Below are 26989 nucleotides of genomic sequence, written 5' to 3'. Positions count from 1 at the left end.
TTTATGCAATTGTATGGTCATTTTATGGTAAATTCTTTGCTTTTCTTAAGAAATGGGTTAAGAATTAGCTTAAGAATTAGCTTTGCTCATATATATAGTTGTTCAATCATTCATTTTAATGAAGTGACCGCTAGATAGTAGGTATATATAAGCTTCACATGAACCAGATTCGCCCGATTTTGATAATGCATCGGCATATATATCCACCTGTTTTCTATATTGTTCTGCTATGCGCTCCTCATTTTCTGCAAGAGCTATTTCAGATACATAGCTGCTCTTATAGTCTATCAAAACCGTCTTGCCTGGCTCCCTAAAGTAGCAGTCGATAATACCCTGCACGAGAATATCGCTTCCTCTATATAACATTTTGAGCGTGAAAGGCTTTTCCTTAAATAGCTCGCCCCTCTTTGATGCTTCAGCTGCCCTTGTGCCTATTTCAGTATCAAAGAAAGCACATATTTTGTTTAGATCTATCTGCGCAAGTTCCTCTGCAGTGAAGAAATGCTTTTCCACACATTCATTTGCGATTTTTTCTACATATATATAGCCCTCGGTTTTAGCTATATTAAAATCTATAACCTCCATTATCTTATGGTATATGGTTCCTAGCTTTGCAGCCGAGACCTTACCCTTAGGTTTTGGAGACTCTTCCAAACCTTTGCTAAGCTCCTTAAGTTCGTTCTGAAGCTTTCCTATATTATATGTAGCTTTTGAACTAATTTCTAATTCGCCACCCTTGTTGATTTCAGAAACGGAGTACTTTGATTTCAAATCTGTGGCAAGCCTATGCGGATATTTGTAAGCTAGTCTAGCTTCTATACTCTTTCTTTCGTCTTCAGAGATATCGCTTGTATCAAGCGCGTCATTCCACGAAAGACTTTTCTTTCTCTCAGCCTCTGCATGATTTATATTAGGCACTACAATTTTGGCATCTACATAAGGAGCAACCATGTCTAGGTAACTTCCGGCCTTCTTAACCTTGCTAGCACTCTTGCTCTCATAAGCACTTTCTTTATCGACAGTTCCGACTAAATAGAGGATGTCACGGGCTCTTGTTAGCGCAACGTAAAGTATTCTTTCCTCCTCATCCCTTTCCTTTTGCCTAATCTTTCTTCCTATGAGCTTCTGCACAAGCGTCGTCTTCTTCCAGTGCCCCTCTAGGCTCTTTAGAGTAAGCCCCACACCAATATCCTTGTGAATCATGAGGTCTTCCTGATTTGAATACTGAAGCCTTCCATTCATGCCCGCAACTATGACCATCGGAAATTCAAGACCCTTACTTTTGTGTATGGTCATAATCTTAACTACATCGTCAGCCTCTCCGAGCATTTTTACCTCGGAAAGCTTAACATCTCGCTTTTTAAGAGAATCTACATATCTAACAAAGCCGTATAGGCTAGATTGCTTGTCATCTGAGAATTTATCAGCATACTCGACCAAAGCTCTCAAATTCGCTTGCTTTTGTGTTCCTGCAGGCTGCGTTCCCATTATCAAATAGTATCCGCTATCTATCATGAGTTCCCAGATAAACTCCGGCAGGTTCATTATGCGCGCACGAAGTCTCCAGCTGCGCAGAGTTTCCAAAATTTCAAAACTTCTATCTCTTAAGTAAGCCGGTTCGCTTTCTTCACACTCAGCAAAGCTCTTAAGCGATTCATAGAAAGATCCCTTTCTGTAATCAGCTCTTATTCTCGCAAGCTCCTCTGCTGAAAGCCCAAAGATTTCACTGTGAAGAATATTTATCAGAGCAACATCCTGCTGCATATTGTCTATAACAGAGAGCAGACTCATGAATACATTGATTTCTATAGTATCAAAATATCCCTCGCTATCATTGATAAAGCTGTCAACCCCCTCAGACTGCAAAATATCTCTTAGAGTGCCTCCACGACTTTTAACGCCTCTCATCAAAATAACTATATCTGATTTTTTAAGTTCTCTAACCTTGCCCTGCTTGCTATCAAAGAACGGAGTTCCAATGCTTTTTTTGATTAGTTCAGCTATGTACCTGGCCTCAACCTCCGACTTCTTTAGCCTTTGGATAGCCTTATCAGATTCATCCTCCTGCTCTGCAAGATCCATGGCAAGAACGTGAAGCTCCGGCTTATATTTAAGCTCTCCGTCATAATCAAGCCCCTTGTGAAGTGCGGCTCTATCGTCGTAGCCCCTCATAATAGGCTCGAAAATCTGATTTACATAGTTTAGGATTTCCTCCTTGCTTCGGTAGTTTTTATTTAGGTCAACCACCTTTGATTGCTCGGATTTACCCTCGCTATAGCTTTGGTACTTGTCCTCGAAAATCTGTGGTTCAGCCAGTCTGAAGCTGTATATGCTCTGCTTGACATCACCAACCATGAAGACATTACTCTCTCTTCTTATCTTCCCTATGATTTCCTCTTGGATGAAGTTAGTATCCTGATATTCATCAATGAAAATATGAGCGAACTTGTCTCTAAAGAACTTTCTCGCTTCCTCGTGCTCTAAAACCGCAAGGCACTTATGCTCTATGTCGTTAAAATCTATATATCTCTTTGCAGCCTTTGCCTCACTATATCTTCTATCAAAATCCTGAACCAGTCTAAATAGCGTCTTTACGCATCCTTTTGTCGCGTTAATATCAGCGATTTTGTCTTTAAGGCTTATATCTAAAAGCTCAGACTGAAGTTCCTTTATCTCCGCCTTTGCAGACTCACGCAAATCCTTAATCATTCCCTTAATTGGGTCGTAGGCATCCTTTTCGTCCTTTTTCGCCCTTAGCTGAGCATTATCAAGGGCTATGCAAGGAGCAAGTTCCTCTATAATAATGCTAAGAGGTGTAGCTTCGGCCTTAAGTTCTGCTAGTTTTTCTCTTGCGCTTCTAACCTTTGCAAGCTCTGCATCTTCTATCAAAGTCGCCATGCGCTCAAGGCCTTCAGCCTTCAGGTTTTCTACAGCAGAATCAAGGCATGTATATGCATTTTCTAGGGACTCAGAGATGTAGTCTAGGTATTCTCTAGCAAGCACGCTGTTTTCGAATTCTGCATCCGAAAGGCTTAGGTTTTCTAAAACTCCATCCATCCATGCCTTTGGATAAGGCATAGCCATGAGATGGGTATATAGCTTAAAGATTAAATCTCTTACCTTGTTAGGATTCCTATCACTGCTTTGCGCATCCATAAGAACCTTGAAATCATCCTGAAAATTTTCAAATTCATCATCGATAAGTTCATCCATCATATCCTGCTGGATCAGTGTCGCACTAACCTCATCACAAATTGCAAGACCTGGCTCAATATCTATTAAATAGAAGAATCTTCTTATAACCGTTAGGGCAAAAGCATGGAAGGTGCAGATGTCAGCCTGTGGAAGGTCTGAAAGCTGGGCTTTGATGTATTTAATCTTTTCTCTTGCTTCATCATCAAAACCTGATGCGCCTTGGCCACTCTTTGATAGACCTCTTTGCTCCTCCTGAAGAGCCTTGAGTTCCTGGCTTAGTGACTTTCTTATCTTTTCCTTCATTTCTGCTGCAGCAGCCTTTGTAAAAGTAACGACAAGAAGACTGCTTACAGGAACATTTTCCTCGCAGACAAGTTTTCGAATTCGCTCAACTAAAACCGCCGTCTTTCCGGAGCCTGCCGCCGCCGCAACGAGCACGTTTTTGTTTCTTATATTTATCGCTTCGCTTTGCTCTTTCGTCCAGTTCATCAAAATTCTCCTACATTTATATCTTCCAAGCTCAGATATGTTGATTATACCAAATTTCTTGTTATAATTGAATAAGAGGACTGTAATAAGGAGATATATATGGAGATAAAACACAGACCGACAATGCTGATGATTTTAGACGGCTTTGGTCTAAATTCTAATAAAGAGGTAAATGCTATTGCAAAGGCTAGGACGCCTCATTTTGATGAGATATTCAAAAGCTACCCACACACCGAGCTTGCAGCAAGCGGACTTGCAGTTGGGCTTCCAGAAGGTCAGATGGGTAACTCCGAGGTTGGACACACCAATATAGGTGCCGGAAGAGTTGTTTTTCAGGAGCTTACTCGCATAAGCCAGCAGGCAAGGAGTGGAGAGATTTTAAGAAATTCTGAGCTTGTGAAAGCAATGGATAATGCCCTCAATAATGGCAAAAGCCTTCATCTAATGGGACTACTTTCTGACGGTGGAGTTCACAGCCACATAGAGCATCTTAAGGCTCTGCTTTCGATGGCAAAATCAAAGGGACTTGACACCGTTTTCGTGCACTGTTTCCTCGACGGAAGAGACGTTCCACCAAAGAGCGCACAAAAGTATATAAGCGAGCTTGAGGACTTCATGGCAGAGCTTGGACTTGGTGAAATCGCAACAGTATCAGGAAGATACTATGCCATGGATAGAGATAATCGCTTTGATAGAGTGCAAAAGGCTTATGATGCTATTGTAAATCGTAAGGCAGAGCTCTTTGACACTGCAAAGCTTGCCCTTGATACTGCATATGATAAAGATGAGACCGATGAGTTTGTATTGCCATGCTGCATCAAAACAAAAAGCTCTGAAAACGGCAAAAGCCAAGGCAATATTTGCGATGGCGACAGCGTAATAATGTTCAACTTTAGACCTGACAGAGCAAGAGAGATAACAAGAGCAATAGTAGACCCTAACTTTGATGGATTCGATAGAGGTGCGGTTAGAAATAATATCACATATATCTGTATGACTCAGTATGATGCTTCGATTCCTAATGTTGGAATTGCCTTCCCACCTCAGTCGCTTTCTAACACATTTGGAGAGTACATCTCTGCACTTGGACTTAAGCAGCTACGCATAGCCGAAACAGAAAAGTATGCACATGTTACTTTCTTCTTTAATGGAGGAATAGAGGAAGCTTATCCAGGCGAGGACAGAATCCTAGTGCCATCACCTAAGGTTGCGACATATGATTTACAGCCTGAGATGAGCGCTTTTGAGGTAACGGACAAGGTGGTAGAGGCGGTAGAAAGTGCCAAGTATGACTGTATAATTCTAAACTTTGCAAATGCAGATATGGTCGGACACACGGGAGTTATGGATGCTGCAATCAAAGCCATTGAGGCTCTTGACACATGTGTAGGCAGAATTTCAGACGCTATACTTAAGGCCGATGGTCAGATTCTCATGACTGCAGACCACGGAAACGCAGACGAAATGCTTGACGAAAACGGAAACGTGATGACAGCTCACTCGCTAAATCCAGTGCCACTAGTACATATAGCAAGAGAGCCTCTAGCCCTAAAGGATGGCGGAAAGCTCTGCGACCTAGCACCAAGCCTTCTTGATCTTATGGGAATTGCAATTCCAGAGGAGATGACCGGAGAGAGTTTGATAAAAAGAGATTAGGTTAATGGTATGGGGAATTCTCTATCTTGTACTTCTTGTAATTGAATGGCCGATTTACCTTTTAACTAGACGTAAACACTAGTTCAGAGGGCGAAATATACTTTAGAGCTACAGATTATAGCAAGATATGTTACATGAATATTGCAAAATCATGGGATGTAATTATAGAAAAAAATAAAGCGATTTTGGCCGGCGCTGTATGCACTCACCAAAATCGTTTTTAATTTTTGATATTAAAACAATGCCTAAAAACATCATATAGTATTGAATTTATTATATGATATGGCATGATATATCATTTACTTTTCTTATCTTTTCTTAACATATATATTCCTATGCCTGTCATTATAATACCAACTGAAACATCAATTAAATATATCAAGGAGAACGAGACATTAGGAATACGTCTCTCCTTTAAAAATAGATTTATTATATCTGCGAGACCATTTCTTATTAGAAAGTTTAAAATATATCCAACCCCAAAGAATACTAGTATCCTTCCTATTCTTTTTTTATCTGACATATTTGTTCATCCCTCATCTTTGCATTATGATAGTTAGTTTTTTATTTATTAACTGTTCCAATCATAGTATTAGATACAAACAACTTCATGAAATCGATACATTTGTATTAGCGATTGAACTTACTTACGCTTTTATAATAACTCACAATTCTTAATAATCAAGTCTTTTGTTTTATCTGATTATATGATATAATGAAACAATTACATGTATATGAACATTTTGGATCTAATTAAGTTCATCTTGCCAATTGATATGGTGTTCAAATGAAGTACATTATTTAAAAATAAACCTATATAGTATGTACTCTTACACTAATTTGTGTAATTAAAGAAAAAAATGAAGCAATCGGTTTACGCGGGAGCCATGTTCCTCCAAGGACACTAATTCTAAGGAAGATATACCACGTTTTAACATTGAAATTCCAATATTTTAAGGAGTTTTCACACACACTTTTTGTCCACCCTTAATATTCTTTCAAAAAAAGATTAAATCGCCACAGACATTGAATTTTCAATGTGTATGACGATTTTTATCAACACTTTTTGTCCTATAGCCCGAATTTGAGGTTTATATTATGCTCAAAGACCACTTCAGCATAATATTTTTCACCATTGTTAGTTACTTCCCTATTTTCCTTGAGCAAATCAAGGGCTTTTTTCATGTTTGTTTTGACATATGGTAGCTCATGATTATCTATATAGTTTTGAAATGCCGTAGTAAGTTGTTCATGCGTTCCATATCTAAGCAAAAAATTAATCGGTACTATGAATCCTGCGTCATATACAGCTTCGTCCGAAAATACACAAAATCCCTTCTCTGCAACTTCCTGTATAACAAGCTCCAGTTCAGAGTCCATTCTTCGGATAAAAGGTAAAAAATGATGTGATACAAGCTCTTTTATTTTCTCAATCGAATTTCCGTATGACTCCTCCCCGTAAAAATCCCACCATGAAAGAAAATCTTGATTCTGGTTTGAATGAGGAATTCCCTTAGACCAAAAGCATTCTTTTCCTTCCTTGTCGAAAATAGAACAGGTCAATATAGCTTGTACCGTTTCTCCCGCTTGATTATTACGGTTGAACTGAGTTGATATAGAAAATGTAAAGTCAGAGCGCTTACGAATTTCCAGTTTGCTTTTGTAGAAACGAAAGCCGTCCGGTTTCAGAAATTCGGCCAGTTCTGTCATTGCAAAGACAATGATTTCTTTTGGTGATGTATCAGTCTTAATATCCATAGCTTTATTCCTTAGGCATGCTTCTTATGTAAATTTTACTAACTAGCAATTTACCGTTATTTTCCTCGATGCTTACCTGCCCTGCAACATTTATCCTTTCCCCGCTAGTCTTTTCCTTCAAAATCATCTTGAATTCGTAGCTTCCGCTTACATCTGCCTCATCTCCAGACTTAGTAAGCTCTATGTCAGTAGGCTGATACGCTAGCCCATCCTCAACGCACTTCTTATCGTACTTTAGAGGGTTTCTGCTGGCCATCATATCATCAAGGCATTCCTTGCTTGCCATTTCCTCAAAAGCTTTGTAATACTTTTTCTGATCCTTGTCCTTAACAAAGTCAGTATAGCGGTTTTTGTAGTCTGTCTCAAAGAAAATCTGACAGAACTTAGTCATTAGCTTCTTGCCTTCTGCTGGATCTGTAGCTTTCTTGCTGCCACAACCCGCACATAGCACTAGAGAAACTAATGCGATTACGCAAAAGAGTTTTTTCATGGCTACCTCCAATCATAAAACTAAAGCCTAGCTACTATATCCTGTCCGCACTTCATACCTGTTTCCCATGCGTGCTGCAGGTTAAATCCTCCGCATGCTCCGTCAAAGTCCACAATTTCGCCTGTAAAGTACAGTCCTTTAAGTTTCTTAGACTCCATGGTATCAGGGTCAAATTCGCTTACCTTTACTCCGCCCCTAGTCACCTGTGCTTTGTCCCAGTCGCAGAGCCCTGCTATATCAAAACTGGTGCATTTAAGCGCACATGCAAGGTCTAGAGTTTTCCCAGATATGACCTTTATATAGCCTGCAAGCTGTGGCTTAAGTATTGAGCAAAGACTTCCCTGTGATTGCTCTAAAAAGCCCTCCACTTGCTTTTCATCAAACTCAGGAAGGAAGTCGAGTTTGATGCTGTAATCTGAAAATCTGCCCTTTATGACATCTTCATAGTCTATGAATCTTGTCATATTGAATATGCAGATTCCCGACAGCCCGTAGTCAGTAAACTGAACTTCGCCTGACTCCTGCGCGAGCAGATCGCTGCGGCGGGTGAGGCTGACTAGTGCTTTCTGCCTCACCCCGGAGAGACCGAGCTTTTTCATGTTTTGCTCGGTCTTTATGCCGCAGAGCGCCGGAACCGGCTCGCGCACTGCGTGCGCGAGCTGCTTTGCCAAGGCAAAGCCATCGCCGCGGGTCCCGAGCTGCGGCGCTGCGGTTCCGCCGCAGGCTAAGACTAGACGCCTTGCTTTGATGCTAAAACTCTTGGGCTTTTGTTCCTTTAGAGCATGTTTTGATTTTGCCCCCTTGCCCTTTGATTTTACACTAGGCGCGTCCTGTCTTGCTGCGGCTAGAAAAACGTCCTTGGCGTATTTGACAGATGTCAGTCTGCACGAAAGAAGCCAGTCTGCAGACTCAAGTTTACTTGTCAGCGCCTCTACAACATCTGGCGCATATTCTGAATAGGGATAAATTCTTCCCTCTTCATCGCTCTTTGTCAATACTCCCAGATATCCAAAAAAGGCTGAAGCAATGCTCCAGCCCTCGCTTTTGATATTCGATAGATTGCATTTTCCATTTCCGGAAGCCGCAATCTTTCTGCCAGGTCTGTCCTTGGCATCGACTATGAGAAGCTTGCAATCAGGCTTTTCTCTTAGGATTACATTGGCCGCCATAAGACCAGATGCACCTGCGCCTACAATGCAAACATCATAAAGCTCTTTCTCTATATTGGGATTAAATTTAAAATCCAATCTCTTCTCCTATATTACAATCAGTGTTCCGAAGGGACTATGATTAGCTCAACCTCCTTATCAAGCTTAGCTCTAAGCTCTGCAAGAAAGTTGCTAGCATTATCGACAGCTTCTCCTGATGCACCTACTACCATCTTTGTAATCTCGTTATCCTTTGCTAGTGAACAAAGGGTGAAAATCGTATCATCTGATTTTAGTACAGTCAGGTCAGCTCCTGCTTCCCTCGCCTTTTCGTATAGAAATTCTAAGGCTTTGTTTTCCTCGGAATCACCTAAAAAATTATAATCTGAGCCCGTTACATGTATTATATGTATCGTATCATCGCTACCCATCAGCGTCTTGCCATAGTCAATAAGGCGCTGGCATGTACGCTGCTTAGTTACGCAAACCATTATATTTTCCATATGTTCCTCTTCCACAAAACTATTATTTATACGAGTATAACATCCTATTTTGTTAGTTTATCAAAGGCTTCTTGATATTTGGATATAGTTTTGTCTATGACATCCTGAGGAAGAAGATAATCGCTATCTGGATTTGCCTTTAGCCAGTCACGAACGAACTGCTTGTCAAATGAAGGCTGTGATTTTCCTGCCTCGTAGCCTTCTGCAGGCCAGAAGCGTGAGCTATCTGGAGTTAGCATCTCATCGCCGATTACGATATTGCCATCTTCATCTACACCAAATTCAAACTTAGTGTCTGCGATGATGATTCCGCGCTCAAGAGCATAATCTGCGCACTTTCTATAAAGCGCAATAGTGCAGTCCTTAATCTTCTCAGCGTACTCTCTTCCGTGTCCAGGGAATTCGCGTTCGATTACATCTATGCTCTGCTCAAAGGATATATTCTCGTCGTGATCTCCGATTTCTGCCTTGGTGCTAGGTGTGTAAATAGGTTCACTTAGCTTCTGTGACTCCTTGAGTCCTTCCTCTAGCTTAATACCGCAAACCTCGCCTGTCTTCTGATAGCTGCTCCAACCACTACCTGTGATATATCCTCTTACGATGCACTCTACTGGAAGCATATTAAGCTTCTTGCACATCATAGATCTTCCCTCAAATTTTTCATTTTGGAAGAACTCTGGCATATCCTTGGTATCAACCGAAAGCATATGGTTTGGAACTATGTCCTTTGTCAGATCAAACCAGAACTTTGACATCTTAGTCAAAACTTCTCCCTTGCCGACGATGAGGTTCTTTAGAATCACATCAAAAGCTGATATTCTATCGCTTGCGACCAAAATCAGACTGTCACCAATATCGTAAATCTCGCGTACCTTACCCTCTTTAACAGGCTTAAACTCCTTCATAAAAATCTTTCGCACTCCTTATATTATCATGTACTACTCTGATAAAGCAGCTTCTAGAGCTTTCTTAGTTGCTGCCTCAATAACCTCATAGGAATCCCCAGGTGATGCCTCAAATAGCTTCTCATCTCCAATGTAATATGTTGGCACATGATAGTAGTTGAGACTTGCAATTCTATCTGGATTTTCGCTCTCCTCTACTGCATCTATCTCTACCTTCTTGTACTCCTCATTAGCGTCTAAAAGTGCATCAAAAGCTTTCTTCGCCTTCATACAATATGGGCATCCTTTTAAATATATAAATGTCAACTTTTTCATAACATACCTCCTCTTTATTATCTAAATTTTACCACATTTGACCGCTTCTCTCAATCCAAAACTCAAAATTCGCATTGCTCTAAGCATCATCTTTAGCATCAAAGCGAGAATAAGCATAAAAAATAGCAGGTACGCTCGCGCATACCTGCCACCTATTAGGTTATTTATTTCTTTCTTACCTTAACAGCTGTTCCGTAAGCCATAACCTCTGATGCACCCTGCATGATTGCTGATGATGCATATCTAAGTCCTACTACAGCATCTGCTCCAAGAGCAGCTGCTTCCTCAGCCATTCTTCTTGTCGCAAGGTCTCTAGCTTCATTCATCATATCTGTATAAGCTTTGATTTCGCCACCTACGATTGTCTTAAGACCTGCACCGAAGTCACGAATTGCGTTCTTTGACTGAACTATACCACCCTTTACTACTCCTAGCATTTCGAGCTCGTAACCCTCGATGTATTCTGTGTTTACTACTAGCATGGTTTCCTCCTTATCTAATCTGACCATTACCATAAATTATATACTTAGTGGTCGTTAGAGCTTCTAGACCCATAGGACCACGAGTATGCAGTTTCTGTGTACTGATGCCGATTTCGGCTCCAAATCCGAACTCAAAACCATCAGTAAATCTCGTCGATGCGTTTACGTATACTGCGGCCGCATCTACCTCATCAAGGAATTTCTGTGAATTCTCATAGCTATCTGTAACTATGCTCTCAGAGTGTCCCGTATTGTACTTGTTAATGTGAGCTATAGCTTCATCAACTCCTGAAACGACTTTGATTGACACCTTAAGATCTAGGTATTCTCTTCCCCAGTCATCTTCTGTGGCAGGAACTGCCCCATCTATCAGCGAGCAAGCCTTACCATCTGCATGCATCTCAATACTATGTTCTGCAAGCTTTTTACCTAGCAAAGGTAATAGCTCATCGGCTACTGCCTCGTGCACAAGAACTGACTCGCAGGCATTGCAAACGCCTATTCTCTGAGTCTTTGCATTCTCAATTATATCAACTGCCATATTTAGGTCAGCCGATTCATCAACAAAGACGTGGCAGTTTCCGGTTCCTGTCTCAATTACCGGTACGGTTGCATTCTGCACTACGCTTTGAATTAGCCCTGCGCCACCTCTTGGAATCAGCACATCAAGATAGCCATTCATCTTCATGAACTCAGTTCCAACCTCATGCGAAGTATCCTCAATTAGCTGAACTGCATCTTCCGTGATTCCACAAGCCTTAAGTGTATCCTGCAAAACCTTAACGATAGCGATATTAGAGTTTATCGCATCGCTTCCACCCCTCAAAATAACTGCGTTACCCGACTTAAAGCAAAGTGCAAAAGCATCAGGTGTCACATTAGGTCTAGCCTCATATATCATTCCGACTACGCCTAGCGGTACGCGTTTCTTACCTATCAAAAGTCCATTAGGGCGCTTCTTCATGTCGAGTACCTCGCCCACTGGATCATCTAGCGCAGCAACTTGCTCTAGACCTTCAGCTATCCCCTTGATTCTCTCCTCGGTTAGCATCAGCCTATCTACAAGTCCTTCGTTCATACCCTTTTCGCGGCCTATCAAAACATCCTTTGCGTTTGCCTCAAGTATACTATTGCTCTCCTTTACTAGTGCGTCTGCACATGCAATAAGGGTCTTATTCTTAGTTTCTACATTCATCTTTGCAAGGAGTACCGAAGCAGCCCTTGCTTTTATTCCAAGCTCTGATAAATTCATATCTTCTCCCATCTATTTGCTCAGATATTCCTGAAGATCAAAGTTAGCATCGTGCTTACCTAGGAACAAGGTTCCAAACTCCTGCCCCTCAAGAATCCTGTGAATTACATGAAAATCACTGCCGCTGGCTATTATCATATCTATGCCGGAGTTTACGGCAATCTCGGCAGCTGCAATCTTTGTCGCCATGCCACCAGTCCCTACTCCAGTTCCCGTCGTCGCCTTGCCCATTGAAACAAACTTATCGCTTAGCGATTCCACAGTGTCTATGAACTTAGCATCTGGGTTTCTGTGCGGGTCATCTGTGTAAAGTCCCTCGACATCCGAAAGGAGTATCAAAAGGTCTGCACCTATCAAATTAGCAACGACCGCCGAAAGTCTATCATTATCTCCAAATACAGGAACTTCATCAATCTCCGATGTGGCTACGCTGTCGTTTTCGTTTACGATTGGAATTACGCCAAGCTTCAGAAGTTCCTCAAATGTATTGCAGACATTCTCACGGCTTTCACTATGTAAAACCGTGTTCTTTGTCATCAAAATCTGACCAGCAATCTGATTGTACTCAGAAAATAGCTTCTGGTAAATCATCATAAGCCTTGCCTGTCCTACAGATGCACAAGCCTGCTTGAGCTGTATCTTCTCAGGCCTTTCCTCAAGTCTTAGAGCGCTTCTTCCCGCTGCAATAGCAGCTGATGTAACAAGCACCACATCGACATTGCGGTTTCTAAGGTATGATAGCTCTCTTGTCAAAATCTCCATCTTAACAAGATCAAGCCTTCCGCTCTCCGCATGTGTGAGCGAAGAAGATCCAACTTTGATGACTATTCTCTTTTTCTTACTTAATTCTGGTCTTCCCATATATTCCTACTTCTTCTTACTATTTCCGTTCTTATAGTTTATCTCAATGTCTGGCTGTACATTATATATAAATACATTAAAGCTAATCTCATCGTCCTCTACCGACTGAGCCTCCATCTGCACTCCTCTAGCTACAAGGTCCTTCTTGTAGAAGATAGGCCTTACTCTGTAAAGCACGTGATGGTCTGTAGCTTTGATATAGTTTGCTACCATATCCTCAAAAGGAAGCATTCCCTCAACATTTAGATATCTTGTTCCCGTTATCAGGTTCTTTCTATTTGCATTCTCTCCGCTAAGTTGATACCCAATCAAATGGCAACGATTGTAAAGGTACTTATCTGCGATGAGTTTATCATATCTCTTGGTATGCCAGCCGCTAGGCTTTATCATACCTATGCTGCCTCTCTTTTCGGTCGGCATAAGATTCTTCCCTAGCATAGCCGTAGCTGGTCTACATCTCCCTAGGTGGTCTAATTCTCCATAGCTTTCAAATTCGGGGCTTGAAAGTTCCTCCTCAGTGAAGCTCGGCATATTATCATTCACTACGGCAAAGCTATACTCTGCATTATTTGGAAATGTATGTATGACATCGCTTGCTACTAGCTTTTTCCCTTTGCTCCTTATCTGCTTGCTATTAGCTACTTTGAGTCCATCGGGAAGCTCGCCAGGCTTCGCTGGATTAACTTTCGCATTTACGCGTCTATGTATGCTTTCCCTGCCTGATGGCTCCATGCCGAGATATTCTCTCAGCGGCTGCGGTAAATCAGCTTTAAAAAAGCTTAAGCTGGCTATGAGCAACGACAGGACTAAGCCTGCAATCATCTTGCTATTTTTCTTGCTATTTTTCATATAAGTATATAATAAATTATTCCCTTTGTTTTGTAAATGACTTGATTTCTTAGATAAAAACGCGGCATAACTCTAAGATTAGAATTATGCCGCTAAATTTAAGTTAGCTAATTACATTTACCCTTGGTGCATTCTCTTTGATGAATACACGAGCAGCTATTAGTAGCTCTGTGACATCGATTCGATGATGCTATCTGCTAGTGAATCTAGCTCGCTTTCTGTCATCTTTGATACTGATGATAGTACAGAAACTTCTTCGTTTAGAACTGTCATCTGCTTCATCTCGTCAAGTGTTTCGTTGATCAAAACGCTTGCCTGTGGAGCCCATGAACCGTTCTCAACTACTGCAACTACTCTCTTCTGCAAGTTAAGTCTCTTCATGTCCTGAACGAAGTTCTCCATTGCTGGGAATACGTTTAGGTTATATGTTACTGAAAGAAGCGCTAGGTGGCTGTACTTGAAAGCCTCTCCGATTAGGTATGATACGTGTGTCTTTGATACATCGTACATGTGCACGTTATGCATTCCTTTTTCGTGTAGCTTTGTAGCTAGGATGTGAGCTGCATTCTCTGTATTTCCGTACATTGAAGCGTAGCATAGTAGCACGCCCTTCTCCTCTGGTGTGTATGTAGCCCAGTGGATGTACTTGTCTAGAATGTATCCGATGTCCTTACGCCATACTGGTCCGTGAAGTGGGCAGATAATCTTGATATCGATTGTCTGCGCCTTCTTTAGAAGATCCATAACCTCTGGTCCGTACTTACCTACAATGTTTGTGTAGTAGCGTCTTGCTTCGTTAATCCACTCTCCATCAAAGTCAACTTCGTCAGCAAATAGTGCGCCGTCAAGTGACTTAAATGAACCGAATGCGTCTGCACTGAAAAGCACTCCGTCTGTTGTATCAAAGGTTACCATTGCCTCTGGCCAGTGAACCATAGGTGCCTCTACGAAGACAACATTATGCTTACCAAAGCTCATTGTATCTCCCTCAGCAACCTGAATGAAGTTCTCGTCAACTGTGTAGTTAAACTGGTGCATTAGCATTAGCGCCTTCTCTGTTGATACAATCTTTACATCTGGATATCTGAGAATAATCTCTTCCATTGATGCACAGTGATCTGGCTCCATGTGGTTGATTACCATGTAGTCGAGCTTTCTTCCGTTAAGAACATACTCTACATTTTCGATAAACTGACGTCCTACTGACCAGTCTGCTGTATCAAAAAGAACTGTCTTTTCATCTAGCAATAGATATGAGTTATATGAGACTCCATCTTCGATAGGATGAATGTTTTCAAAGAGGTGAAGCCTTTTGTCATTTCCACCGACCCAAAATAGATCTTCGGTTACTTTTCTAACACAATGCATTATTTTTCCTCCTTCTTAGGCTTTTCTACTTTGATAAAGCCTGTCTTCTCTTCTCCGCAAAGTGGGCAAATCCACTCTTCTGGTAGTGATTCAAATGTTGTTCCTATGCTTACTCCACCTTCTTCGTCTCCCTTTGCCGGGTCGTATTCATATCCACATCCCTTACAAACATATAGATCCCATGGTGAAGGCTCCTTGAGTACTGTTGCCTTTCTCATCTTAACACGTGGTGGCGCTGGCTTCTTCTCCTCGCCATTATCTAGTGCCTTTGTGAGTAGTGGCAGAATCTCCATTACATCTCCTACGATTCCGTAGTCAGCGTTCTTGAAGATAGGTGCATTCTTGCTCTTATTGATTGCTACGATTGTTGTAGCTTCCTTAATTCCCTTTAGGTGCTGTCCAGCTCCTGAGATACCACAAGCGATGTATAGGTTTCCTGAGAACTTCTGTCCTGACATACCTACGTATCTATCTAGTGGAACATACTTAAGTGTCTCAGCTACTGGTCTTGATGAACCTATTGCTGCTCCTGCCTGCTTAGCAAGATCCTCAATAAGCTTCATATTCTTCTTTTCTCCGATACCCTTACCTGCTGATACTACTCTGTCTGCATCAACGATTGGTGTATTAGGATCGATACCTACTGTGAAGTCAAATCCGTCTGACTTAAGTGCTGAAACAAGCTGATCTACCTGTTCCTGAGCACTTCCTGAGAACATAATCTTCTTTCTCTGTCCTGTGATAGGGCCCTTCTGAGCTGCTGGTGCCGCCTGCTGTGGTGCCTTACCTAGGATATGTGCTGCAATTACGACTCTCTGAATTTCGTTTGTTCCTTCATAGATAGTTGTAATTTTAGCATCTCTGTAAGCTCTCTCAACTTCCATACCCTTGAGGTATCCTGTACCACCAAAGATCTGAAGTGAATCGTTACAAATCTCAAGTGCTGCGTCTGAAGCATACTGCTTAGCCATAGCTGATTCCATTCCGAATGGCTCGTGGTGTTCCTTTAGCTCAGCTGCTGAGTAGATAAGGAATCTTGACATTCTTAGCTTTGTAGCCATGTCAGCAATCTTGAATGAGTTAATCTGCTGGTGTGCGATTGGAATACCGAACTGGATTCTCTCAAGCGCATACTCTACAGCAGCCTCGTAAGCGCCCTGTGCAATACCTAGCGCCTGTGAAGCGATACCGATTCTTCCACCATCTAGTGTTGAAAGCGCAATCTTGAATCCCTGACCTTCCTTACCTAGTAGGTTTTCCTTTGGAACCTTTACATCGTTGAAGATGAGCTCAGCTGTTGATGATGATCTGATACCCATCTTGTCGTAGTGGTCACCGAACTCAAAGCCTTCCCAGCCCTTCTCTACTATGAATGCGCTGATACCCTTTGCTCCGATGTTTGGTGTAGTAACCGCAAATACAACATATGTGTCTGCAATTGGAGCGTTTGTGATAAAGATTTTGTTACCGTTTAGTAGGTAGTAGTCTCCCTTTAGCTCGGCTGTTGTCTCTGTTCCACTTGCATCTGATCCTGCGTTAGGCTCTGTAAGACCGAAAGCACCAAGCTTCTCACCCTTTGCTAGTGGAACTAGATACTTCTGCTTCTGTTCCTCTGTACCATATGCAAAGATAGGATATGAACCTAGTGAAACGTGTGCTGATAGAATTACACCTGTACCACCGTCAACCCTTGAAAGTTCCTCAACTGCAATCGCATAGCTTATTGCGTCAAGTCCTGCTCCGCCGTACTTCTTTGGATATGGTGTTCCCATAATTCCAAGTTTCGCCATTTTCTTTACGATGTCGTGCGGAAATTCATTTTTCTGATCTAGCATGAATGCAATAGGCTTTACTTCTTCCTCTGCAAATTTTCTAATTTTAGCTCTAAACTCTTCATGAGCTTCAGTTGTCTTAAAAAGCATGTTAATTACCTCCTTGCTCTAAAACATTTACCTTAATTCTTATTGTACCCAATTTATTTTTAGTCAGTAGTGACATTTGCAACTTTTTGTAATATAATTTGATTAAATAGTGAAAAAATATTTCAGGAGTTAATTTATGGCCAAGACACAAATCCTCGATAACATTTCGGAGAAATCCCTAGCAAGCATATTTCCATGCTTTAATCCTATATATAGAAACTATAAGCGCGGTGAGTTAATCATGATGTATCAAAGCTCTCAGGCAGAGCCAAGGCAAGTAGCCATCGTGAAATCAGGTCAAGCAAGACTTGAGTTTCTCAACGAGTACGGAGACCTTTATGTGCTTGAGCGCTATAAGAGCGGGGATTTATTTGGCGAGCCATTTTCCTTGCCACTTTCGGATTTTGAGTACATGGTTACTGCAGAAGAAGATTGCAGAGTTGTTTACTTAGATTACAAGCATATAATAACGCCTTGTGAAAAGCTATGTGAGCATCATAGCCAGCTAATCAGCAATCTCTTTGTTATGTCTGCCCAAAGAGCTCAGGAGTTATCTTTTCATCTTTCTATAGTTAAGCAGGGCAGCATCAGAAATAAGCTTCTTGCTTATCTTCAGTATGCGCGTATGGCAAATAGAGTCGTTTCAGAAGCTAAACCTCCTACATCGACCAAGGAAGTACGTGACCTCAAAGCCTCGCTTAAAGATAAATCTAACAATGAATTCTTCGAAATTCCGATGAGCCTAGCCGAGCTTGCAGAATACATCGCAGTCGACCGCTCTGCAATGATGCGAGAAATAAAGGCAATGAAAAACGACGGCATCATAGATAGCCGTCGCCGTGAATTTAAACTTTTGATATAGTATATTTAGACGCCACGCACATCTTGCGTGGTGTTTTTATACATCTATCTTCATCTGAAGATATGAAGAATCCTCATCTCTGTCGATCACAAAATCCTCGTGCTCCTCAAACTCCGGAAGTTCTTTGATATTCGTAAGTCCAAACTGCTTAAGGAAATTGTCTGTCGTTGCATAAAGAATTGGTCTTCCAATTCCTTCTGACCTTCCCTTTTCGCAAATCAAGTCCTTTTTCATAAGGCCTTCTATAATTCTATCGCTCTTGATTCCCCTGATTGAGTCGATTTCTGACCTGGTTACAGGCTGCTTATATGCCACAATGGCAAGTGTCTCTAGCGCGGCCTGAGTCAATTTCTTAGTCTTAACCGGCCTGCAAAGCCTTTCTATTGCATCTGCATTTTCAGCTCTAGTTGCAAACTGGAAGGAATTTTTCACGCGTCTAATCATAATCCCGCGTCCCTCCTGCTCATACTCTTCCATGAGCTCCAGAAAGCACTCTAGTGCCTCTTCTTTTGTTATCTCTGCTGCATCAGCAGCATCCTTTACATCAAGAGGCTCTCCCCATATATACATTAATGATTCAAGCGTTGACTTTGCTCTTTTTTTACTGTACATCGATTGCCTCCTTACTCTCATCTGTTCCCTCGGTACTGATCGAAATCTCTCCATACATCTTATCTTGCTCAGCTCTTATCTGCCTATCCTTCATCATTTGAAGCACTGACGCAAAGGTCACAATCACATCGTACCTGCTCTTTTTGTTCGGTACTAAGTCTTTTAGCGATAGCTTTTTGATACCGCCTTTTATCGCATTTTTTATCTTATCCTTGATGAAGCTTATACGGCTTTCGATAGAAGCCTTCTCGCGCTCCACCTTTTGATAGTGAGACTTAACTACAGCTACGCGTTTTTCTCTCTCGAGGAATAGCTTAAATGTACTAATGAAGCTTTCCATTGATAGATTGAGCACTTCGTCTGGATTCTCAGTGTATATTGAAATATCCTCAGTAGGCTTTTCATAAATCAAGCAGTTTTCCTCAAACCTTCTGCCAAGTTCATCTGACATCTGTCTGAAGCGCTTGTACTCTAGGAGTCTTTCGACGAGCTCATTCCTTGGATCTTCTATCGTAGCATCTATACCCTCCTCGCTCATGCGCGGAAGAATCATTCTTGATTTTATCTCTATCAAAGTTGCCGCAAGCACCATAAACTCAGCCGATACAGCAATATCAGCTTCTTTCATGTCATTCAGATATCTAACATACTGCTCTGTAATTTCAGAAATCTGAATATCATATATGCTCATTTTGGCGCTTTCTATGAGGTAGACCAAAAGGTCAAAAGGTCCCTCAAAGCTCGATAATACTACTTTATAACTCATTACCCTCTCATAAGCCTCGCTAGGTTCTCCTTGTACGGAGGTCTAACTATACCCTTTTCGGTTACTATGGCAGTTATATATTCTGCCTTTGTCACATCAAATGACGGATTATATGTCTTGATTCCGCTTGGTGCCATATCCTTTTCGTACCACATCTTGTAAATCTCATCACCCTTGCGAAGCTCTATTGGAATATCCTCGCCTGTCTCCGTCTCAAGATCTATGGTTGATGTAGGAACAAACATGTAAAACGGTATGCCGTATTCCTTGGCGAGAATTGCAACTGCCGATGTTCCGATTTTGTTGGCCCCATCGCCATTTGCTGCAAGCCTGTCGCAACCTACTACAACAGCATCTATCCAGCCGTTTTTCATGACTATTGATGCCATGTTATCGCAGATTAAAGTCACATCTATGCCGGCCTTATCTAGCTCCCAAGCTGTAAGCCTAGCCCCTTGAAGAAGCGGTCTAGTCTCATCAGCGAATACCTTAAAATCATATCCCCTCTCATGTCCTAGATAAAGTGGCGCAAGGCAGGTTCCATACATGGCTGTTGCTATGGTTCCGGCATTACAGTGGGTCAAAATTCCCATGTTCTTATCTAGCAGACTGAGTCCATGCTCACCCATGGCCTTACAGGATGCAATGTCCTCATCCATGATAGCCTTTGCTTCTTCCGTCAAAGCTTCCTCTAGTTCTGATAGAGCAGTATCGCAAAGCGGAGATTCTCCGTCAAAATCATTTAGCTTTCCCTCTAGCCTTTTCTGCATTCTTTTGATCGCCCACTCTAGGTTTACTGCCGTAGGCCTTGAAGAAATCAGGTAATCGCCTATTTCCTTTGATACTCCTAGGTACTCAGCTGCGCTACCATTAAAGTTCTGCGTCTCTAGCTCTGCTCTTAGCGAAACCAAAAAACCAAAAGCTGCAGCAACGCCTATCGCAGGTGCTCCTCTAACTCTGAGCGAGTGAATAGCCTCCCAGACATCCTCCTTGCATTTTAGCTCTATGTAGCGTTCTTCTGCCGGAAGCAGGGTCTGGTCAAGTATATAAAATTTTTTCTCCTTATATTCTATAGGTGAAATCATAAGGCTCTATCTCCAAAATTATATTCTGTAGTCAAGATATCTCGGATGTGGATTTTTGTTATCGTAGAAATGCCACCATTCTGTAGGCGATGCGCCAAAACCGGCAGATTCCATCACCCTGCACATATATGCAGCGTTCTTATATTCTTCAGTTTCTGGGTCGTTGTTCTTTAGGGCCGCAATTTCTCTGAAATCATCAAAGCATGTCGGCATCTTAAGCTCGTTTCCCTCCATGTCGGTAAGCGTTATATCGACGCACTGCCCATTCATATGAGTTGATCTGAAGCTAGTCATAGTCTCCATATCAGGAGGTCTTGCCACGAAATTATCGTCAGGATAAATCTCCCAGAAGCGCTTCTGCGCACTTATAGGTCTGTAGGCATCCCAAATTTTGACACGGTAGCCGTCTTTCTTGAATACATCCCTTGCTTCTATGAGCATCTTTAGAGTTTCTCTATCTATGTAGCACTCTGCCGATTCGTAGACTCTTTTGCCTGTGAAATTATCTTCTGTGGCATATCTTAGCTCGATGATAAAGTCATCGTCTACATCTAAAAGCTTAACTAGATTGCCCGAATCACAGTCCTCTTTGGGGCTGTTAAAAGTCATATCAGCCCTGTTCATTTCCTTCTGGTTTTCTCTCAAGTGACTCATCTCCCAAAATGAATTTATTCTTCTGAAGAAGCTTACCAAGTCCAACGCCTAGGATGCAGCATGATACTACTTCACCTGCACCAACTGTGAGCATCATAAACGGAATTGGTAGCGGAACAGAATACGCATATTTTAAAACAAAAGGCACTACTAGCATGTTCACCACAACTGGTGGAATGGATGCTATCAAAAGCCCCTTGCCTCTAAGCTTATAGCTTATTACTGCTGCTACAAGCGTAGCTAGGCTACCGAAGATGATATCTGGAAGCACTGCGCCTCCCAAGATGTTACCTATCAAGCAACCGATGAATACTCCAGGAATCGCTGCCGCTGTAAAAACCGGCATGATTGTTAGGGCTTCCGATACCCTAAGCTGAACCTGACCAAAGGATATAGGGGCAAGCACAATGGTTAAAACCACATACACCGCAGCTATCATCGCAGCCTTTGTCACGAATAGTACTGTTTTGTTTTTCATATTAAGTTCTCCTTAGTTTTGTTTTACGAGTGGATGGTTTCGAACACTCGGGCTATATTATATCATTTCTTGCCTAATCAGTAAAGAAGACGCAAAAGCGAGCCTGCATGTGCAGGCTCGCTCTTTAATTTTAATTGATTTTGATATGATTTTAGTATTATCTACCCATCATTACCTTTACAGCTTCATTTGAAATTACATCAGCACCGCCCATTACTATGCTTCTCTTTGCTCCTGTTTCCTTTACAAATTCTGCAACACCTTTGATGTTATTTCTATTTGCAAGGAGTAAAGGTGCATTGTTTGCTATTGCTGTTACGCTTCCTACAAGGCCGTCTGCAAAACCATCACCTGTAGCAATTACTACTGTGCTTGATGTCATGTCAAAGAACTTCTTTGCAACATTTAATGCCGTCTCGTATCTGTCTTCTCCTGAAATTCTCTCAACGCTTCTCATCGTTTCTAGCTCAGCTTTGACTCTATCAGAAACAACATCGCTTCCGCCAACTATATAGAACTTAGCTGGATTGATTCCTGCAAGATATGCCTTTTGCTCCTTTGTGAGTGCCTTTCCCACTAGCATTACAGGTTTTCCTGTTGCAGCAGCTGAAAGCGCATCCGCATATCCAAGTCCTGAGCAAATCATTACCTCTTCGTTATTTACATTTGCTTCCTTTAAAACTGCTAGGTTTGTTAGGAATCTATCCTCACCTTCTAGACGCTTTACATCGTAGTCTGACCCGAGTATTGTTTTAATTTGCTCTGGAAGGACATCTGCTCCACCTACTAGGTAAACCGTCTTACCCTTTGTTACATTCTTTCTGATATAATCAACAGTTCCATTAACCTCTCTTGCCTCTGAGAGTAGTAGTGGTGCATTCTTAACCTTTGCAAGATATGCTGCAGAAAGTGCATCTGGATAGTTTGTTCCACAAGCTACAACTGCAGAATCGAACATCTCTAGTCCAAGCTGCTTCTTGAGTGCATCTGCGTTCTTATATGCTGTATCGTATCTAGTATCTCCAGATATTCTTACATCCTCTTCTTTAACTGCAGGCTTTTCTTCGCCTTTTACATTAATCTCTGCGTAAGGTGCGATGAAGAAAGCGTGTGTATCTCCCTCTGCGAGAGATTCCATAACCGCAACATATTTGCCTGGCTTGCTTACTTTGAACTTCAGGATTCCGTTTACATCGCTCTTTGCTTCGGAAACCACCTTGTTATTCTCGTCCTTGAGAACTACCTTTCCGCCCTCATATGGCTCACCCTCTTCGCTTGGTGGAACAAATGTGCTCATTCCATTTAGCTTAAGTGTGAACTCTTTGTCAGTTTCAGCTTCTAGCTTAACCTTATCAAAGCTCATGAATAGAGCATAGTAGTCTTTATCAAAGTACTTAAATATATTTAGTCTATCGCCATTTTCAAGAACGCTATCGTTTGAAAGAGTTGTTGTAGATCTGTTGTTTATAAAGTATCCAACATCTGATGTCTTTTCACCGAACATCGCAAGAATCCATCCATTAGGGGCAGCCTCGAGATATTTCATTGGATCTGCCTCAAAATTAGCTCCATACATGTCGCGGTGAATCGCTACCATAGCATCTAGAATTGTAACCTTATCTGCATAATCAGGTCCCTTTGTATAGCCATACTTTTCAGCTTCATAAGGGCTTACCTCTAGCTCCATATAAGCCTTTGTATATGCATTTCTATCAGCCTGAGCTAGTGCGAATATCTTAATGCTAGGAGCTGCAGGCTTAATGTTTACCTCTGCGTAAGGTGCGATAAACTGTTTGCTTGAAGTTTCGTCTTCAGCTAGAGCAGTAACTGTTGCACTGTACTTTCCAGCCTTTTCAACAGTAAGCTTAGCTACTCCGTCCTTATCAGTAACAGCCTCTGCTACAACATTACCCTCTGCATCTTTAACAGCTACCTTTGCACCAGCATAAGCATCTTTCTTCTTGCTCCAGTCAGCGAGAGTCTTTTCACCCTTAAGAGATAGAGTGAACTCCTGAGCTGTTCTAGCCTCGACCTTCTTCTGATCAAAGCTCATGTAAATAGCTTTGTAATCCTGGTTAAAGTACCTGAATATATTTAGAACATCGCCATTGTTTAGAACTGTTGTATTTGCTACAGTTCCCATTCCTGTACCATCTACAGGATACACATTGTTTACATAATATCCTAAATCACTTGTAGTAACGCCGAAAATCTTTGATATAAATCCATTTTCTGGAACTACGAGATAATTTTCTGGATTTGCATCAAAATCAGCACCGTACATCTCGTGGTGAATTGCTACAAGAGCATCTAATACTGTAGTTTTGTTTGCAAAAGCCTCTGCCTTGAAATATCCGTGCTCTGTAGCTTCCTTAGGGCTGACCTTTAGGCCATCGAAGACATTTGTATATGTATTGCTCTCATTCTGAACTATAGCTGAGATTGCGATAGGGTTTTGTGCATCATTTGCTTCCTTCATCGCAGCCTCAAGTGCCTTGATTGCAGCCTGAATTTTATCAGCATCTGCACTAGCATCACTGCTTACTGCTTCTGCATCAGCGATAGCCTTCTGTAGCTTAACCTTTGTTCCCTTAGCATATTCACCGGCCTTATCACCTTCGCTAATCGCAGATACAAGGTTCTTTGCTTCGCTTATCTTAGCATTTAGAGCATCCTTATTGCTGCTCTTTCCAAGAACAGTAAGCTCCACTGAAACTTCCTGCTTTGACAGCTTCTGAAGCTTAGCATTGTTTGGATATTTCTTTGCAAGGTTTCCATATTTAGCACTGCTTAGCCATGCTGTAACTGTAACCTTTGTATTTTGCGCAGGTCTTGTAACTATCAGGTTTTGATGTGTAATGACATTTGTATTTGATGATTTAAAAGTATCATAGCCGTTTGTTTCAGCATGCCAACTTGAATCGAAAAAGCTTACTGGAACGATACCTCTTCCAGTCTTCTCATCCATTCTGTAAACCCATACAGGATTTTCGCCATCAAAATGGAATTCAAAGAATGCGTGTAGGTCTTCCTTTACGGAGTCCTTGGATGCATTTGCTCTATCGTTGATTCCGTCAAAGAAATGTGCCTTAGCATACTCCATTTCCTTGATTTCTGCATCAAGCTCTGCATCTGTTATCACAGCAATCTTTAGCGGAATCTTCTTTGTTACAGTAACATCATCTCTCTTGAATGTAACAATAAGATTTACTGTTTTTTCGCCTGTCTGGAAGCGATCCACATTTGCTGCGTATCCGTTTACCTTGATTGCGTCATCGTCAGTGCTGTATGTAATTTCTTTGTTTGCAAATACTAGCTTGTTGTCATCACCTTTGATCTTTGTATATCTTGGAAGCAGGATATTTCCAATTACATGATTAGGATCAAATTCACCATCTTCCTTGCTTGCATATTTCAAAAGTTCTGGCGTGATGTACTTGTCTAGCAAAGCCTGAAGTTCCTCTGCAGTAGGACCAACTTTACCACTTCCCTTTACAGTCAAAGTGAACTGCTTTGTTATAGTATCAAAGTCATCTTGCTTTTGAATATTTGGATTTAAAATACTAGTATTTACCTTTGTCTTAGCAGTTAGAGTAACTACTGTATCCTGTTTAGGCTGCTTAACTTCTGCCTTTTTAGGAGTATTTAGACCAGCGTACTGATTTGCATCTTTAATGCTCAAAACATCTGGATTTGATGATTCCCATACTGTATTTGTCCATGCTGTTGAAACACTAGTTCCATCAATCTGAGGAAGAGTTAAATCAGAAACGATATTGTCTTCTGCAGTGTTTGAGCCCTTAATGGTATCAAATGTTATTCCATCAGCCACAGCCTTTATCTTTTTATTGATATGTGGAACATCCCATCCAACCATTACAGTTCTTGTAGCAGTCTGCTTCTGTCCGTTATAGCTGAACTCAAATGTACATGTTACATTTTCATGATTTATTCCGTAAGCTGCTGTCTTATCTTTATTTACATAACTTACGCTTCCATCATTTGTAATTACAGACTCTTTACTTGATTTTATAACCTTAACAGTAATTCCATCTGAGTCAAGATCATGATATGATTTGATTTTCTCAAGAGCTAGGTCAGCTGCATTGTTTGTAGTACCATATTTTGCAATGAGTGCACCAAACTCGCTTTTAAACTTATTTACAACGGGTGTAAGCTTATCCACAGGTGCTGGTGGAGGTGTTACCTCAGCATTCTTCTTAAGAGTTATCACCTTTTCGAAGTCTTCCTTTGAACCATCTGGCGTAAACTCCTCTGTCTTTGGCTCATATCCATCCTTTGACACCTTTACTGTTGTCTTTCTGTTCACATAGAGTTTATACTTGCCACTTGCATCTGGCGTTACCTTAACAACCTCTTTAACAGTTTCCTCTGCAAGGTCATCGTAGCTTTCATCCAAATACGACACCTCAACCTTTGGGTTTTCAACAGTTGTTCCGCTCTCATCCACAACCTTTACAGTCATCTTTGGATAAAGCACCGCTGCATGTGAATTCATAGGCAAAGCCATGCTAGTCATAAGCATTGCCATAGTCAGTACGATTACGAGCAATTTACTGCTCAGTCTCTTCACACTTTCCATTTTCTCTCCCTTCAATAAAATAAAATTTGCCTCAAAAAATGGGCTGTGAAATATCACAGCCCGTTTTTCCATGATTGATTGCCTGATTCCGTCTCTCGCAGTATCAGGACCTTCCTTGTAGCTACCTGACTCATGCTCTAGCATTCACAGTGGCGGGACCGTCCAGGAGTTTAACCTGATTGGCATACAAAGAATCATATATTGTCACCTAAATTATATCTAAATCAACTGTATTTTGTCAATAATCAAAGTCGTATTTTCGGCTATTTTTCAATGTATACATTGATTTACACATTAATAAATAACTCGTATATATTTATCAAATATTCTGCATGGGAGATTTCTACCCTCTGCATATTCTTTTGATACTGACTCGTTGAAGTTAAGCATAAGCTCCCTATCGTCTTCACCTATCACTTCATCATCTGAAGCATATACAGCTCTATCGTTTACTGCTATGGCTTCAAATAGTAATCCTGCTGAATTAGGGAAAGCTTCTTTGATTTCACTTACGCTTTCTTTTATGAAAGATGTATCAAAGGAGTCTACCTTTTGTGAAACAAGATAGATGCTATAACTAAAGCTCTTCTTAACTGCGATTCTAGCATTATCGGTTTTAAGGCTTCTTAGGAAGCGTCTTAACCTATACCTTCTGATTGCAATTATGATAATCAAAATGAGAATTGCCAAAAGTATTCCCAAAAGCACGAGAAGCTTCGCATATGTGAACACTAGA

At 41.3% G+C, this 26989-nt stretch carries 21 protein-coding genes and 1 pseudogene; 2 read left to right on the top strand and 20 right to left on the bottom strand.

Annotated features, from left to right (window positions below):
- Positions 1-102: 102 nt before the first annotated feature.
- Positions 103-3684 (bottom strand): hypothetical protein, encoded by a 3582-nt coding sequence (locus ADJ67_01755; protein ID AKT46547.1) that lies wholly within the window; start codon positions 3682-3684, stop codon positions 103-105.
- Positions 3685-3783: 99 nt separating this feature from the next.
- Here ADJ67_01755 and ADJ67_01750 point away from each other — a divergent pair, with 99 nt between their 5' ends.
- The gene (locus ADJ67_01750) at positions 3784-5340 is read left to right on the top strand and encodes a phosphoglyceromutase (GenBank protein ID AKT46546.1); all 1557 of its coding nucleotides are present in this window, start codon (positions 3784-3786) and stop codon (positions 5338-5340) included.
- Between the two features lie 295 nt (positions 5341-5635).
- On the opposite strand, the gene ADJ67_01745 is transcribed toward ADJ67_01750, so the two are convergent.
- From ADJ67_01745 to ADJ67_01685, 13 genes and pseudogenes are all read right to left on the bottom strand, one after another.
- Positions 5636-5863 carry a hypothetical protein gene (locus ADJ67_01745; protein AKT46545.1) on the bottom strand — a complete coding sequence of 76 codons (228 nt, stop codon included), beginning with the start codon at positions 5861-5863 and terminating at the stop codon, positions 5636-5638.
- 548 nt (positions 5864-6411) lie between these two features.
- Positions 6412-7098: a hypothetical protein gene (locus ADJ67_01740; GenBank protein ID AKT46544.1), complete on the bottom strand. Its 687-nt coding sequence runs from the start codon at positions 7096-7098 to the stop codon at positions 6412-6414.
- Positions 7099-7102: 4 nt separating this feature from the next.
- Positions 7103-7588 (bottom strand): hypothetical protein, encoded by a 486-nt coding sequence (locus tag ADJ67_01735; GenBank protein AKT46543.1) that lies wholly within the window; start codon positions 7586-7588, stop codon positions 7103-7105.
- Between the two features lie 20 nt (positions 7589-7608).
- A complete protein-coding gene (locus tag ADJ67_01730) occupies positions 7609-8835 on the bottom strand; it encodes a hypothetical protein (protein AKT46542.1) in 1227 nt (408 codons plus the stop codon).
- Between the two features lie 20 nt (positions 8836-8855).
- Positions 8856-9239 carry a hypothetical protein gene (locus tag ADJ67_01725; GenBank protein ID AKT46541.1) on the bottom strand — a complete coding sequence of 128 codons (384 nt, stop codon included), beginning with the start codon at positions 9237-9239 and terminating at the stop codon, positions 8856-8858.
- 44 nt (positions 9240-9283) lie between these two features.
- Positions 9284-10144: a phosphoribosylaminoimidazole-succinocarboxamide synthase gene (locus tag ADJ67_01720; GenBank protein AKT46540.1), complete on the bottom strand. Its 861-nt coding sequence runs from the start codon at positions 10142-10144 to the stop codon at positions 9284-9286.
- Positions 10145-10177: 33 nt separating this feature from the next.
- Entirely contained in the window at positions 10178-10459 is a 282-nt protein-coding gene (locus ADJ67_01715) for a glutaredoxin (protein ID AKT46539.1), read from the bottom strand.
- Positions 10460-10623: 164 nt separating this feature from the next.
- Positions 10624-10941 carry a hypothetical protein gene (locus ADJ67_01710; GenBank protein AKT46538.1) on the bottom strand — a complete coding sequence of 106 codons (318 nt, stop codon included), beginning with the start codon at positions 10939-10941 and terminating at the stop codon, positions 10624-10626.
- A gap of 10 nt (positions 10942-10951) precedes the next feature.
- A complete protein-coding gene (gene proA / locus ADJ67_01705; protein AKT46537.1) occupies positions 10952-12193 on the bottom strand; it encodes a gamma-glutamyl phosphate reductase in 1242 nt (413 codons plus the stop codon).
- Between the two features lie 12 nt (positions 12194-12205).
- Positions 12206-13054, bottom strand: a complete 849-nt coding sequence (locus tag ADJ67_01700; GenBank protein AKT46536.1) for a gamma-glutamyl kinase — start codon at positions 13052-13054, stop codon at positions 12206-12208.
- Positions 13055-13060: 6 nt separating this feature from the next.
- Entirely contained in the window at positions 13061-13762 is a 702-nt protein-coding gene (locus tag ADJ67_01695) for a hypothetical protein (protein AKT47627.1), read from the bottom strand.
- Positions 13763-14062: 300 nt separating this feature from the next.
- Positions 14063-15271, bottom strand: a complete 1209-nt coding sequence (locus ADJ67_01690; protein ID AKT46535.1) for a beta-lactamase — start codon at positions 15269-15271, stop codon at positions 14063-14065.
- Positions 15272-16041: 770 nt separating this feature from the next.
- A pseudogene (locus ADJ67_01685) lies at positions 16042-17193 on the bottom strand (acyl-CoA dehydrogenase).
- 136 nt (positions 17194-17329) lie between these two features.
- On the opposite strand from ADJ67_01685, the gene ADJ67_01680 reads away from it, so the two are divergent.
- Entirely contained in the window at positions 17330-18055 is a 726-nt protein-coding gene (locus tag ADJ67_01680; protein ID AKT46534.1) for a hypothetical protein, read from the top strand.
- A gap of 36 nt (positions 18056-18091) precedes the next feature.
- Here ADJ67_01680 and ADJ67_01675 read toward each other — a convergent pair whose 3' ends face one another.
- The 6 genes from ADJ67_01675 to ADJ67_01650 all read right to left on the bottom strand — a co-directional run bounded on the left by ADJ67_01675 (position 18092) and on the right by ADJ67_01650 (position 26397).
- A complete protein-coding gene (locus ADJ67_01675) occupies positions 18092-18688 on the bottom strand; it encodes a segregation protein A (GenBank protein AKT46533.1) in 597 nt (198 codons plus the stop codon).
- A complete protein-coding gene (locus ADJ67_01670) occupies positions 18657-19433 on the bottom strand; it encodes a chromosome segregation protein ScpA (GenBank protein AKT46532.1) in 777 nt (258 codons plus the stop codon). Before ADJ67_01670 ends, ADJ67_01675 begins: the two co-directional genes overlap by 32 nt.
- Complete coding sequence (locus tag ADJ67_01665; GenBank protein ID AKT46531.1) at positions 19433-20518, bottom strand: methylthioribose-1-phosphate isomerase; 1086 nt, start codon at positions 20516-20518, stop codon at positions 19433-19435. The genes ADJ67_01670 and ADJ67_01665 overlap by 1 nt, the downstream gene beginning before the upstream one ends.
- Before the next feature lie 18 nt (positions 20519-20536).
- Complete coding sequence (locus ADJ67_01660) at positions 20537-21127, bottom strand: hypothetical protein (protein AKT47626.1); 591 nt, start codon at positions 21125-21127, stop codon at positions 20537-20539.
- A gap of 1 nt (position 21128) precedes the next feature.
- Positions 21129-21650, bottom strand: a complete 522-nt coding sequence (locus ADJ67_01655) for a transporter (GenBank protein ID AKT46530.1) — start codon at positions 21648-21650, stop codon at positions 21129-21131.
- A gap of 157 nt (positions 21651-21807) precedes the next feature.
- Positions 21808-26397, bottom strand: a complete 4590-nt coding sequence (locus ADJ67_01650; protein ID AKT46529.1) for a hypothetical protein — start codon at positions 26395-26397, stop codon at positions 21808-21810.
- Positions 26398-26989: the final 592 nt, after the last annotated feature.

It is taken from the genome of Eubacterium sulci ATCC 35585 (genome assembly GCA_001189495.1).
GTDB lineage: Bacteria > Bacillota > Clostridia > Peptostreptococcales > Anaerovoracaceae > Eubacterium_B > Eubacterium_B sulci.
This window is presented reverse-complemented; position numbering and strand designations above follow the sequence as displayed.